Below are 14,028 nucleotides of genomic sequence, written 5' to 3'. Positions count from 1 at the left end.
GGACTGTTCTGCGCGAAGCCGGTCTATGAATACCTGATCGAAGCCGATACGGCCCAGAGCTTTGTGCTGCATGCCTTTTCGTTCTGGGACGGCATCGGCATGTACATGAAGATTGCCATGGCCGTATCGCTAGTAGTGACCCTGCCGTTCATCGTCTATCAGCTATGGGCATTCGTCAGTCCCGGCCTGCGGCCGGTGGAGCGGAGCGCCGCCCTGCGGTACGTCCCGTATGCGCTGCTTCTGTTCGTGCTCGGTCTCCTCTTCGCTTACTATATCGTATTTCCGATGGCTCTTTCCTTCACCGTCTCGGTCACGCGCGATATGGGGCTTGAGGAGACGTACGGCATTGCGCAGTATTTCAATTTCATGTTCAGCCTGGTGCTGCCGATGGCGCTGCTGTTCGAGCTGCCGCTCATTGTCATGTTCCTGACCAGGCTTCGGATTCTGAATCCGCTTCGGCTGCGAAAGGTGCGTCGTTACGCCTATTTCACGCTGGTCTTCGTCGCGGTGGTGATTACGCCGCCCGATTTCATATCGGATTTTCTGGTGACCATTCCTTTGCTCGTTCTCTACGAATTCAGCGTATTCCTGTCGGCATTTATATACCGCAAGCAGCTTGCCGCCGATGCGGCGCTGGAAGCCCGGTACACCGCAGGCGACCATGCCTGAGGAATATGCGCGGGATGGTCCAATATTGCGGATTGCTGAGGGAGGAAGGCATATTTTTCCGTTCTATGGATAGAATGAAAGAAGGTATAACCTGGACAACCCGGGAAGACCGACTGTTTTCCAAAATCGTCTAGAAAAAAGAGCAAAAGGACTTGAAATCCGCAGTCAAGTTGAGTAATATAAAAATTGTTGTTAGCACTACTGACTGTCGAGTGCTAACAGAGCGAAAGGATATGCTGAGACGGAGCCGCCGACTCTCATATTTCATGAATGCCCCGAACTGCTTTTCGGGAATGCATTCTTCAAACCTGTGTTCAAGCATAACAACATAATTTTCAAAGGAGGCTATTTTTCATGATCAAACCTTTAGGTGAACGCGTACTGGTGGAACCGACCCCGCAGGAGGAGACGACTTCGTTCGGCATCGTGCTTCCGGACTCGGCCAAGGAGAAGCCGCAGGAAGGCAAGGTCGTGGCTGTAGGCAGCGGCGCTCTGAAAGACGGAGTTCGCGTACCGCTGGAAGTGAAGGAAGGCGACCGCGTCATTTTCTCGAAGTATGCGGGAACTGAAATCAAGTATGAAGGTAAAGATTATTTGATTATGAAAGAAAGCGACATTCACGCGATTCTGGGTTAATTCCCGAAGGCGTTCATAAGACTTCAATACCGATACTTACAATTTATAGGGAGGTATTTTGATAATGGCAAAAGATATCAAGTTCAGTGAAGACGCCCGCCGCGCGATGCTGCGCGGAGTAGACGCTTTGGCAAACGCGGTTAAGGTAACGCTCGGACCGAAAGGCCGCAACGTGGTGCTGGAGAAGAAATTCGGCAGCCCGCTGATCACGAATGACGGCGTGACGATCGCCAAGGAAATCGAGCTGGAAGACGCGTTCGAGAACATGGGCGCTCAACTGGTTAAAGAAGTTGCCACCAAGACGAACGACGTAGCGGGTGACGGTACGACAACTGCAACCGTTCTGGCTCAAGCGCTGATCCGCGAAGGTCTGAAGAACGTGACTGCCGGCGCCAGCCCAATCGGTCTGCGTAAAGGTATCGACAAAGCGGTTCGCGCCGCAGTGGAAGAACTGAAAGCCATCGCCAAGCCGATCCAAGGCAAACAATCCATCGCTCAAGTTGCGGCGATCTCCGCAGCCGACGAAGAAGTAGGCCAACTGATTGCCGAAGCTATGGAAAAAGTGGGCAAGGACGGCGTAATCACCGTTGAAGAATCCCGCGGCTTCCTGACTGAGCTTGAAGTGGTAGAAGGCATGCAGTTCGACCGCGGCTACATCTCCCCGTACATGATTACCGATACGGACAAAATGGAAGCTGTGCTGGATAACCCTTATATCCTCATCACCGACAAAAAGATCAGCAGCACGCAAGAGCTTCTGCCGCTGCTTGAGAAGATCGTTCAACAAGCCAGACCGCTTGTGATCATCGCCGAGGACATCGAAGGCGAAGCTCAAGCGATGCTGATCGTGAACAAGCTGCGCGGAACGTTCAACGCCGTTGCCGTTAAAGCCCCTGGCTTTGGCGACCGCCGCGAAGCGATGCTCCAGGATATTGCCGCTCTGACCGGCGGCCAAGTCATCACCGAGAAGCTCGGTCTTGACCTGAAGAGTGCAACTGTCGAGCAACTCGGCAACGCCCGTCAAGTGCGCGTAACCAAAGAGAACACGACCATCGTTGACGGAAGCGGCGCGAAGGAAGACATTCAAGCGCGCGTCAGCCAAATCCGTTCCCAACTGGAAGAAACCACTTCCGAGTTCGACAAGGAGAAGCTGCAAGAGCGTCTGGCCAAGTTGTCCGGCGGCGTAGCCGTTGTAAAAGTCGGCGCAGCTACCGAAACCGAGCTGAAAGAGCGCAAGCTGCGCATTGAAGACGCCCTGAACGCTACCCGCGCCGCGGTTGAAGAAGGTATCGTATCCGGTGGCGGCACCGCGCTGGTTAACGTATATGGCGCCGTAGCCGCTGTTGATGCGACAGGCGACGAGAAGACTGGCGTGAGCATCGTGCTGCGCTCCCTGGAAGAGCCGATTCGCACGATTGCTGCGAATGCCGGCCAAGAAGGCTCCGTTATCGTTGAGCGCCTGAAGAAGGAAGCGATCGGCATCGGCTACAACGCCGCTACCGACGAATGGGTCAACATGATCGAAGCCGGTATCGTCGACCCTGCGAAGGTAACCCGCTCCGCGCTGCAGCATGCTGCGTCCGTAGCCGGCCTGTTCCTGACCACGGAAGCCGTTATCGCCGACAAGCCTGAGCCTGAAAAAGCCGGTGCCCCTGACATGGGCGGCATGGGCGGTATGGGCGGCATGATGTAATAAAGGGCTAGAATCCCTTATAAATCACCGTTTGACCACATATGTATAAGTTTGAGACCTCTCAGAACACTGAGAGGTCTTTTATATTATTGAGATCCACCCTCGACCCTAGGCATAGCAAAAAAATATGGGATGTATTAAATTTTGAATGTATTGCTATTGACTCAAATGGTGGTAACTGGATAGAGCAAATCGTCAGGGCATACAAGATGCTACCCTATGCAATATCCGGATAAGTGCAATCAATTGATTGCACTTTTTTAATGCGGATAGTATAATTTAATCATAGGGGGTGAACCATATAGATGACGACGGCGGAATTCCTACGGCAAGCGAAAGCACTCATTTCTAGCGGCCGCACTTATTTTTCCAAGCGGAACGATTATGATACCATTCAGGCTCTTTTTGATTTAGGTATTGAAGACAGAAAAGGAGCTTGGCGGGAGATCATGAAGTTGAAGCCTACTGACCAATACAAGCCGCCTGAGCCGGATCGTAGAGGGTCCGAAGAGTTGGTCTGGTTCTTTAGGAAAGAACTTAACGGAACAATCGCATACATTAAGTTAACCATAGATCAAAACCTGTGTATGTGCATCTCGTTTCATCCAGAAGGATACACACAAAATTAAATACATAGGGAAGACGGGTTTTTTCGGAAGCCTCGTCCCTTACTTTTATATAAATCCGACCTTGTTAGGAGGAAATAGTAATGAACATAATGAACTATTGTGAAAATTGTCGTGCAGAGCATACTTATACCATAAAAAAAGAACTGCAGCTATTTAGATTCAGGGGGCAGGATATTGAGTTTGAACGAAGGATAGCTTTTTGTAACAATTGTGGTTCATTAATTGATGTGGAAGAGTTGGAAAACGAAACAATGGCTAATGTAGCGCGAATTTATACCGAGAAGCATGGTATGACATCACTTGAGATCCAGAACGTGAGGAAACAATATAAATTGGGTGTGAGACCCTTTGCTAAGTTGTTGAATATTGGACCTGCGAGTGTAACCCGATACGAATCCGGGAGTTTGCCGCAAGCGAGCCATTTAGAGCTTTATAAGCGGCTGCAGCAACATCCTCATATCATATTAGAATTCTTCAACAGAAATAAAGGTTCGCTATCTAGCAGGGAATTAAAAATGGTCGAAAGGGCTCTTGATGCTTGGACAATTGCTGAACCATCATTTCAAACAGACGAACAAATTATTGAATCTATTTATAAAACTTATGAAACAACGGATTTGGCTGGCTATAGTGATTTTTCTTTAGAAAAGTTCATTAATATGATTTTATATTTCACGACAAATGGTGTTTTGAAAACAAAGCTCATGAAATTGTTGTGGTATAGTGATTTTTTGTATTTCAAACGACAAACGGTATCAATCTCGGGTGCAACTTATGTTAAGTATCCATATGGTCCGGTGCCAAAGCATCATGATATAACTTTAGCTCATTTACAACATATGAATGTGATTGAAGTCGATGAACATACGAATGATGAAGGTTGGACTATGATGATAATTAAAGCTTCTGAGCCCTTTGATTCAACGATTTTCAATGAAGATGAATTAGAGACAATGCGGGAAATTGAAACGCATTTTAGAGATTATGGTTCCCGGAAAATTAGTGAATATGCACATAATGAAATGGGATGGCTAGAAACAGAAGAAAAACAACCAATTAGTTATAAATATGCCGAAGAATTGCGGGAGCTCCATTAAATATTTATGCAGTGCAGATCACGATAAGTGATCTGCTTTTTCATATACTGAAAGTAGGGCGTGATTACCTTTCGCCACGTCACTTTGATGAACAGCTATTAATAATAAGTATGTCAGCAACGTCAGGACTGATTTTGCCTTAATAGTGGACACCCTCATATTAAGGGCTCTATCAAGCTAACCCGCTTTGACCATACTTTATCAATATAGGCCCTTCACGAGTACAACTGCAAACGGGACAAATCAAAATCACTTCTAAAAAAATTAGGATAGAAATACCACAGATCAGGACAATCAACGGGATCGGCCAGCTTTAAAGGAAAATCAAACCTTTGAGAGAACATTGACTTTTTCAGCCAGCAACTATAATGAAAAATTGAAATATATTTTGGCTATTGGGAGAACATTCAAATGAGCAGCCAGCATGAATTGTGACTTGGATTTTATCCCATGGTAATCCAGCAAGAGGGGGAATCCCCCTCTTTTTCGATTTTGTCAACATGTTTTCGCTCTCTTCAAGTAACTTATATGTCATAAAACATAACACAAACAGAGCTGTTTCACGCATTCATTCCGCTTTTTTCGACAAAAAACATTATAATGTGATTAAAAATGACACAAAACTGTAGACAATTTCGCTTTCTGTATGTATGATAAGGCTAACTCTACGAGAGAAATGAACGATCCGAGAATTGCAGCGATAAGCCGGGGGAATGAAGCCCGGGAATCTATTTTAATAATTGTATACAATTATACAATTATACTTCTATGGCGGGAACCAGCAGATTATTAACTGGGAGATGGATTTATGGACAGTTCTGTTATGCGAACTCGCAGGTTATCGAAGGATAATACTTATTTTGCTTTAAAACAAAAAATCATTGATAGTGAGCTGAAGCCCGACCAGGTTGTACATGAAGAGAGCTTGGCAGCCTTGCTCGGCGTTAGCCGCACTCCTTTAAGAGAGGCTATTCAAAGGCTAGAGAATGAGGAGTTTCTCGTAAGGCAGCCGAATGGCAGGCTGAGAGTGGCGTCGGTAACGATGGAAGAGGTCAGAGAAATCTTCCTGATCCGCAGCATGCTGGAGGGTTACATTGCCAAGAGCGCCGCCAAGAATGCCACGGACAACGATATTCAAAATTTGACGGCGATGATTGGAAATATCAAACAGTCGTTTCAATCAGGCAAGAGTCAGGATTTTGTCTCATACGGCTTTGAATTTCATGATTATTTATCTGAGATGAGCGATCTCAAGACCTTTGTGAAAATCCTGAACCACCTGAGAGACCACGCGCTTCGCTATTGCCGCTTTGTTTCACTGCATGGAGACTGGAACACGCAGGCCGATGAAGAGCATAACCATATTTTGCAAATGATTGCCGACAGAAATGAGGATGGCGCTGAAAAGGCGATGCAGGATCATATCTTAAGCAGTCTGTCCTCCGCATTGGAGAGAATACAAGGAATTCAAGCAAACAGAGAGGATTGAGTTGGATATGGAGACAGAATGGAGTATGGACACGAAGATTATTCATGAGCACCAGTTTCCGGACCCGCACACGGGCGCTATCTCTCAAACGATTGTACCTGCGGTGGCTTATGCGTTCCCTGATTCCGAAACGGCGGCGGCGGTAGTTGCTGGCGAGGAAGAAGGCGTGTATTACGGCAGATACGGAAATCCTACATCCCGCACGTTGGAGAAGAAGATAGCCGCATTGGAGGGCGGAGAAGATGCTTTAGGCGTTTCCAGCGGAATGGCGGCCATCTCCATTGCTCTCCTCGGCTTCCTGAAGCATGGCGATCATGTCCTGGTGACCAAGGATGTGTATGGAGGAACCTACAGCTTCCTGACCTCTCTGGCGCCCAGATTCGGCATACAATTTGATTTTGTCGATTGTACGGATACCGATCTGATCGTCAAGGCGATCAAGCCCAATACGAAAGCCGTTTATATTGAAACTCCCTCCAATCCCAGATTGACGATTCTGGACATTGAGGCAATCTCGGAGGTCTGCAAGGCCCGCCAGCTTCCCGTCATTGTCGACAACACCTTTATGAGCCCTTGCTTGCAGAAGCCGCTTGAGCTTGGGGCCGATGTCGTGGTGCACAGCGCCACCAAATATATCAATGGACATGGGGATGTGCTGGCCGGATTCATTGTCGGGAAGAAAGACGCCATCCAGTTTATGAGAAAGAAGCTGATGGGCGATCTGGGACAGAATCTCAACGCCTGGGACGCGTTCCTGATTTTAAGAGGCATGAAGACCATGGCCCTGCGGGTGGAACGGCACTGCGGCAACGCCCGGAAAATTGCCGAATATCTCGAATCGCATCCTTTTATCGATAAAGTCTTTTATCCCGGTTTAAAGTCTCATCCTCAACATGAGCTGGCCCGTAAACAAATGAAGGGCATGGGAGGGATTGTTTCCTTCGAGGTCAAGGGAGGTTTGGTTGAAGGGAAAAAATTAATCAATTCGCTGAAATTGGCGATGATTTCATTCAGCCTGGGAGATCCGGAGACGCTCGTACAGCATCCGGCGTCCATGACCCATGCCTCGATTCCGCAGGAAGAGAGAATCAAATTCGGGATTACGGATGGATTAATCCGCATTTCGGTCGGCTTGGAGGATGCTGATGATATTATCCAGGATTTCGATCAGGCCCTGACCGCCCTGTTTCCTGCTTCTGAAACTAAAATAACGACAAAATAAACGGGAGGAAGCTTATGTCCACTACACAGCCGGATGAGATTGAACAAGCTCTGGGCAGCCGATTGATTGACGTTCGCAGGAACCTTCACCGGGAGCCTGAGCTATCCAACGAAGAGTTTAAAACGACAGAGAAGCTGCGGAAATGGCTGACGGGTGCCCATATTGATCTGTTGGACCTTCCACTGAGAACGGGACTCATTGCCGAAATTGGACAAGGGGATGGGCCAATCGTAGCCATTCGCTGCGATATCGACGCGCTCCCGATTGAAGAGCAGACCGGATTGCCTTTTGCGTCAGAGGTTCCGGGGAAAATGCATGCATGCGGTCATGATTTTCATACAGCCGTCATATTGGGTGCCGCATATTTGCTGAAAGCCCGTGAAGCCGAGCTGCCCGGAAGGGTCAGAGTGTTGTTTCAGTCGGCGGAAGAAACCGGTCACGGAGCTGAAAGTGTCCTGGAGTCGGGAGGGCTTGAGGATGTGGCTGCCATCTTTGGCCTCCATAACTCGCCGGAGCTGCCCACAGGATCATTCGGAACGAGAACCGGAGCTTTAACCGCAGGTGTGGACCGGTTTGAAATTACGGTAAAAGGCATCGGCGCCCATGCGGCAACGCCGGAGAATGGCGTAGATTCGATTGTAACTGCGGCTCAAATCGTAACGGCGCTTCAAACGGTTGTCAGCCGCCAGAACAGCGCAAGCGAGCCGGTTGTGCTGAGCGTTACCCGAATCCAGGGAGGGTATACCTGGAATGTGCTGCCGGAGATTGTGGAACTGGAAGGCACCGTTCGAACTCATAATGAAGCGGTTCGCCGTATTATTCCAGACAAAATGACTCAAATTATTGAAGGAATTGCCGCTGCGGCGGGGGCGGAGGCCAAGCTGCATTGGTATCCGGGACCACCCGCGACGATCAATGACGGATACTGGGCTGATTTTACCAAAGAGATTGCGAAACAGGCAGGCTACGAGGTGCATGATATCCCGCCGCAAATGGGAGGCGAAGACTTCTCATTGTACTTGCAGAAGATACCGGGCGCTTTTGTAAATATCGGAGCAGGTCCCGCTTATGCGCTGCATCACCCGCGCTTTGATGTGGACGAGGCCGCATTGCTGCCGGCTGCCGGTTACTTTGCTTTATTGGCGGAGCAAGCGTTGGTCAGGCTGAAGGAGAAAGGTTAAACCCCAAATCCGATAACGAAATGAGAGGAATGTATATGATTGAATTAAAGGATGTTCATAAAACGTACACCCGCAAAGGAATCTCAAACGACGCTTTGAAGGGAATCAACTTAAAGGTTGAAAAAGGCGATATCTTTGGGGTTATCGGCTACAGCGGTGCGGGAAAGAGCACATTGATTCGTTTGGTCAATTACCTGGAAAGGCCGACGAAAGGTCAGGTTTTCGTGGACGGGCATGATTTGGGCGAATACAGCGTGAAGGATCTGCGTGCCGCCAAGAAAAACATAGGCATGATCTTTCAGCATTTCAACCTGTTGGAATCGAAAAAAGTATTTGATAACGTGGCCATTCCCCTCATTTTGTTGAAAAAGAATAAAGACGAAATTCGCCGGCGTGTTCTGGAGCTGCTGGAGTTTGTTGGATTGGGCGACAAGGCGGGCAGCTATCCGAGCGAATTGTCGGGCGGACAGAAGCAGCGCGTCGGGATTGCAAGGGCGCTTGCCTCGAACCCCTCCATTCTCCTGTGCGATGAAGCGACATCGGCGCTGGACCCGCAGACGACGCGCTCCATTTTACAGCTGCTCAAGAAAATCAATGCGGAATACAACATTACGATTATGATTATTACCCATGAAATGTCGGTCATTCAGGAGATTTGCAACAAGGTGGCGGTCATGGAGCAAGGACGGATTATCGAGCAAGGCAGCGTCCTCGAAGTATTTGGACATCCCCAGCATCCGACCACGCAAAATTTCGTGAAGACCGTTATTCAGAACAGCATCACAAGCAGCGTGCAAAAATCTATAACAAAGGAACCCGGGAGCGGCATTTACAAGCTGGAATTTGTCGGGGAAACCGCTTCGGAGCCGATCATGTACCAATTGATTCGTTCCTATGATGTGAAGGTCAATATCCTGTTTGCCAATATGACCGAGATTCAGGAAACGACATTGGGCAAAGTGATTATTCAGCTGCAAGGAGAGACGGCCGAGGTTAACCGTGCCTTGTCCTTCCTGGAAAATAGCGGAGTCGGTGTGGAGGAGGTAGAGAAGCATGATGTCAACTACAGTTACAACTGATCAATTTATGCAGGCGATCATCGACACCCTTTATATGGTGGGGATGTCCTTGTTCGTGGGGTCTTTAATTGGAATACCTATCGGAATTTTGCTGGTGGTTACCCGTCCGGGCGGTGTTTTGGAGAACAAAATACTGTATGCCATTATCAATCCGATCATCAACATTGTCCGCTCCCTGCCATTTATTATATTGCTCGTCGCCATTATTCCGTTTACCCGGCTGATTGTGCAGACCTCAATCGGGACAAGCGCTGCGATCGTGCCGCTCATCATTTATATCGCGCCGTACATCGGGCGCCTGGTGGAGAATTCCCTGCTTGAAGTCAATCCGGGAATTCTCGAAGCGGCAGAGGCGATGGGGGCTACACCGTTTCAGGTTATCTGGTACTTTCTATTGCCCGAGGCCGTCGGATCGTTGGTTCTATCCTTGACCACCGCGACTATTGGGTTAATTGGAGCGACCGCGATGGCCGGAACAGTTGGCGGCGGCGGAGTCGGGGACTTGGCGATCGTATACGGCTACCAGCGGTTTGACACTTTTGTCGTCATCGCCACGGTAATTGTCCTGATCGTTTTTGTTCAAGGCATTCAATCATTGGGCAACACTTTGGCAAGGAAGATTCGCCGCTACTAGCAATTACTTAAAGGGGAGGAAGACGAAGCGTGAGTGAATGGAGCAAACAAGACCGGTTTAACGCCTTGCTATCCGGTGAAAGGGCAGACCGTCCGATCGTCAGCGGCTGGCGTCATTTCATCGACAAGGAGCAAAATGCGGATGATTTGGCGGACACGACGATCACCTTTACGAAGGAATATGATTGGGATTGGGTCAAGATTAATCCGCGAGCAACCTACCTGGCCGAAGCCTGGGGAAACAAGTATGACTTTCAGGACTACCAGACCGTATTCCCCAGACAGGAAACGACCGCTGTTCCAGCGGCAACCAATCTTTGGGATCTTGAGGTGAAGAAAGCCGCGGATTCAGCGCCGTTATTGGAGCAACTGGAAGCGGTGCGGAAAATTCGTCAAGGGCTGCCGGATACCCCTCTGATTCAAACCGTCTTCTCACCTTTAACCGTGCTGCTCTTCATTGTGGGCCGATCTGCTTATGTAACCAAAACGGTGTTTGGCATTGAGAATCCGGTTACCCTGGAATCGTTGTTTACCGAGCACCGGGCTGCGGCGCATCATGCGCTGCATGTCATTTCGTTAACCTTGGCCGATTATGTGAAGGAGCTGCGGCAAGCGGGATCGGATGGACTGTTCTATGCGGTGACGGGTACGGCTCATCCGGGCCTGTTCACTGAAGAGAGGTTTAATGAATTTTCGAGACCTTATGATTCCATTGTGCTGGAGGCGGCGAGCTACGGGAAAAATGTCCTGCATACTTGCGGCGCCCATGCCCAGCCGGAAAGATTCAACGATTACCGGATCGACGGCATCAGCTGGGATACCAAGGCTGAGGGAAATCCGGACCTGGATGCGGCACTGACGGCAACCAAGGTTGGCGGCGTCGATCATGCTCTGTTTGCGGTAAATGACATTCCTGAAATTCAGCGGCAGGCCGAGGAAGCCTTGAACCTGATGAAAGACCAGCCTTTTATTCTCGCTCCAAATTGCGCAATCCCGCTTAACGTAACCGATGAGGCGCTGAAGCAGTTCAAACAATCTGTTATTGAAAAGGAGACAAGAATATGAAAAAATTGTTGCTCGTTATTTTAGCTGGGGTTGTGGCACTGTTGACGGCTTGCGGCCAAAATGCGGATAAAGGCTCGGATTCAGGGGCCGCGCCGGAAGAGAAGAAAGAGATTACCGTCGGATTTGGCGTCGGGACGTACGAAGAGCAATTCCGCCAATCGATTCTGCCGATTTTAGAGAAGCAGGGGTATAAGGTAGATATCAAGACCTTCTCCCAGAACATGCAGGTCAACCCCGCCATGAAGGAAGGCTCCATCGACGCAAGCATCTTCCAAAGCACGGCGTACATGGAGGCGATTAACAAGGAAATCGGCGCGGACATGGTTGGCATTGCCTATGTGCCGGGCGCTCCGCAGGGTCTGTACTCCGTCAAGCACACTACGCTCGATGATGTAAAAGACGGCACTACCGTTGCTGTCCCGAATGATCCGGTTAACCAGGAACGCGCCCTTCGGATTCTGGAAGAACTTGGCTGGGTAAAGATTAAAGCAGGAGCCGGTGTGGAGGACTTCAACATCAACAGCATGGAGCCGGACAAGTATAAAATTGATATCAAAATTCTGGACCCTGCGCAAATCCTCGTATCGCTCAAGGATGTCGATTATGGAGTCGTCAACGGAAACTACATTGCGAACGCCGGCAAAAAAATTACAGACGCGCTGAAAATAGAAAATACGCCAATGCAGCACAGAATCATCGTGTCCATCAACAAGAAAGACGAGAACACGCAATGGGCCAAAGACCTGAAGGCCGCCTACGAGTCCAAAGAGTTCGAGGAATACATCACCGGAATAGAGAAATACGACGGGTTCATTCTGCCGGAAGCATGGAAAAACAATTAAGCGAGGAAGTGGACGGGTTGGCCGAAAAACAGATTCACTTTATCGGCGGCGGACAAATGGCTGAGGCCATTATCCGCGCCGTGATCTCCAATCAGACTGTATCCGCAGATCGGATCAGCGTAACGGATATCAATGAGCCGCGTCTTCAGTTTTTGAGCAGCACTTACGGAGTGACTTCGGGCAGCTCTCCCGAGCAATGCCTGGCTGAAGCGGACCTCATTGTGATTGCCGTCCGGCCGCAGGACAATTTGGCTGCATTGGGACAAGCTGTACACCAATTCGCCGCACCAACCGCCGCAATCGTTTCGATTGTGGCGGGTGTGACGATTAAGAAGCTGGCCGACTATTTTGGAGCCGAACGCCCGATCATCCGGGTCATTCCCAATACGTTGACCGATACGGGATACGGCTATAGCGGAGTTGCCTTGAATGCCTTCGCCGATCCGGCCCAGGTGGCCGACTTCTTGCTCGGATTCGGAAAAGTGCAATATTTGGACGAAGCGTTGATTGATGTCTTTACCGGATATGGTGTGGCCGGACCGAATTACATTTATTATTTTATTGAGTCCCTGGCCGATGCGGGTGTGCTCGCCGGATTGCCCCGGGAACAAGCGTGGAACGTTGCGCTGGAAAATGTCACCGGAGCTGTCGTCATGCTGAAACAGACTGGACTGCATCCAAGACAACTGCTTGATATTAACAACTCGCCCGGCGGTGTGGGCATTCACGGCTTATACGAGCTGAACAACAGCGATTTCGCGGCCGGCCTGCAAAGAAGCGTCCTGGCAGCCGTAAAGCGGACGACCGAGTTAGGGGCGAAATAGCAATGGCATCGAAAAATTGGGATCATCTTGTTCATTATGTCAATGATTTGGACCAACCGGTTCAGCTCTTCCGGGAGCATGGTTTGATCGCCTTCAGGGGAGGCTCCCATACGGAGTGGGGAACCTTTAACAGCTTAAGCTATTTTGGCATAACCTATATTGAGTTTCTGGGTATTGAGAATCTGGAATTGGCGAAGGCGACGGAGCATAATCGTGTGGTGAAGGATGCGGTCAGCCTGTTGCCGGAGCATGAGGCTTTGAGCAGAGTCGTTATTCGGACCGATGATATTGAAGAAATGGCCGCTTCTTTGGAAGCGGCGGGCTTAATATTGTCCCCTATCATGGATGGCAAGCGTCTCGACAACATGGGCAGACTCATTGAGTGGCGAATGATGACCATTGACGGCGATTTCGGGGGGCTGGTCTATCCATTTATTATTCAGTGGAAAGGAACGGATGACGAACGGCTGGAGCGCTTGACGGCGTCCGGCATCATCCGGCCTCATCCTGCGGGCAATGCGGAAATCAAAAGGGCGGTATTCCATGTCTCCGATCCGGCGGCAGCCGCCGGGCATTGGGCGGAGTTGTTCGGCCTGACCGTCTTGCAATCAGACGACCGTTCCGTCACCCTTGAGATTGGCGGCAAGTTCTTTGATTTCGTGCAAGGAGAAGGGAACGTGTTCAAGCAGGTGATCTTTGAAACGGATTCCGCGCAGCTGAAAGGGAGAACCATCCGGATTGGCGAAGGAGAATACGTATTTCATAGTTGACACATGGGGATTATAAGTTTAAAGTAATCAATAGAGATATACCGACCATGCGAATGGAGGCATTTTCCTTTGGAAAGTGCCTTTTTCGTCGTTATTTAAGGAGGTGGGAAAAATGAAGCCGCAGACGTTGTGTCCATCAAGTACAGCAGAGGATGATATCAGCCGCCACCCTTGCTACAGCGAGGAAGCCCATCGGTTT

General features: G+C 49.5%; 14 protein-coding genes. All 14 read left to right on the top strand.

The annotated features are described in order from the left end of the window. The coding region (tatC, locus tag L692_RS0126875; protein WP_025703034.1) for a twin-arginine translocase subunit TatC at window positions 1-669 on the top strand (669 nt) is incomplete at its 5' end. A 354-nt stretch (window positions 670-1,023) separates the two neighbouring features. Then, complete coding sequence (gene groES / locus L692_RS0126865) at window positions 1,024-1,305, top strand: co-chaperone GroES (protein ID WP_025703032.1); 282 nt, start codon at window positions 1,024-1,026, stop codon at window positions 1,303-1,305. A 64-nt stretch (window positions 1,306-1,369) separates the two neighbouring features. Next, window positions 1,370-2,998 carry a chaperonin GroEL gene (groL, locus tag L692_RS0126860; RefSeq protein WP_025703031.1) on the top strand — a complete coding sequence of 543 codons (1,629 nt, stop codon included), beginning with the start codon at window positions 1,370-1,372 and terminating at the stop codon, window positions 2,996-2,998. A 305-nt stretch (window positions 2,999-3,303) separates the two neighbouring features. Further along, on the top strand, window positions 3,304-3,627 hold the full coding sequence (locus tag L692_RS0126855) for a type II toxin-antitoxin system MqsR family toxin (RefSeq protein WP_025703029.1): 324 nt from the start codon (window positions 3,304-3,306) through the stop codon (window positions 3,625-3,627). A gap of 80 nt (window positions 3,628-3,707) precedes the next feature. Further along, window positions 3,708-4,724 carry a type II TA system antitoxin MqsA family protein gene (locus tag L692_RS0126850; RefSeq protein ID WP_025703027.1) on the top strand — a complete coding sequence of 339 codons (1,017 nt, stop codon included), beginning with the start codon at window positions 3,708-3,710 and terminating at the stop codon, window positions 4,722-4,724. An 808-nt stretch (window positions 4,725-5,532) separates the two neighbouring features. Continuing rightward, window positions 5,533-6,213 carry a GntR family transcriptional regulator gene (locus L692_RS0126845; RefSeq protein WP_025703026.1) on the top strand — a complete coding sequence of 227 codons (681 nt, stop codon included), beginning with the start codon at window positions 5,533-5,535 and terminating at the stop codon, window positions 6,211-6,213. A 7-nt stretch (window positions 6,214-6,220) separates the two neighbouring features. Further along, on the top strand, window positions 6,221-7,435 hold the full coding sequence (locus L692_RS0126840) for a trans-sulfuration enzyme family protein (RefSeq protein ID WP_025703025.1): 1,215 nt from the start codon (window positions 6,221-6,223) through the stop codon (window positions 7,433-7,435). 14 nt (window positions 7,436-7,449) lie between these two features. Then, window positions 7,450-8,616: an amidohydrolase gene (locus L692_RS0126835; protein WP_025703023.1), complete on the top strand. Its 1,167-nt coding sequence runs from the start codon at window positions 7,450-7,452 to the stop codon at window positions 8,614-8,616. Between the two features lie 35 nt (window positions 8,617-8,651). After that, on the top strand, window positions 8,652-9,695 hold the full coding sequence (locus L692_RS0126830) for a methionine ABC transporter ATP-binding protein (RefSeq protein ID WP_025703021.1): 1,044 nt from the start codon (window positions 8,652-8,654) through the stop codon (window positions 9,693-9,695). Then, the gene (locus L692_RS0126825; RefSeq protein ID WP_025703020.1) at window positions 9,670-10,329 is read left to right on the top strand and encodes a methionine ABC transporter permease; all 660 of its coding nucleotides are present in this window, start codon (window positions 9,670-9,672) and stop codon (window positions 10,327-10,329) included. The genes L692_RS0126830 and L692_RS0126825 overlap by 26 nt, the downstream gene beginning before the upstream one ends. Window positions 10,330-10,358: 29 nt before the next feature. Next, entirely contained in the window at window positions 10,359-11,393 is a 1,035-nt protein-coding gene (locus tag L692_RS0126820) for a uroporphyrinogen decarboxylase family protein (RefSeq protein WP_025703018.1), read from the top strand. Then, entirely contained in the window at window positions 11,390-12,235 is an 846-nt protein-coding gene (locus tag L692_RS0126815; protein WP_025703016.1) for a MetQ/NlpA family ABC transporter substrate-binding protein, read from the top strand. The genes L692_RS0126820 and L692_RS0126815 overlap by 4 nt, the downstream gene beginning before the upstream one ends. Next, a complete protein-coding gene (proC, locus tag L692_RS0126810; protein ID WP_051503600.1) occupies window positions 12,220-13,059 on the top strand; it encodes a pyrroline-5-carboxylate reductase in 840 nt (279 codons plus the stop codon). Before L692_RS0126815 ends, proC begins: the two co-directional genes overlap by 16 nt. Window positions 13,060-13,061: 2 nt before the next feature. Further along, on the top strand, window positions 13,062-13,829 hold the full coding sequence (locus L692_RS0126805; protein ID WP_025703012.1) for a VOC family protein: 768 nt from the start codon (window positions 13,062-13,064) through the stop codon (window positions 13,827-13,829). Window positions 13,830-14,028: the final 199 nt, after the last annotated feature.

The organism is Paenibacillus forsythiae T98, assembly GCF_000520735.1.
Lineage (GTDB): Bacteria > Bacillota > Bacilli > Paenibacillales > Paenibacillaceae > Paenibacillus_AQ > Paenibacillus_AQ forsythiae.
This window is presented reverse-complemented; position numbering and strand designations above follow the sequence as displayed.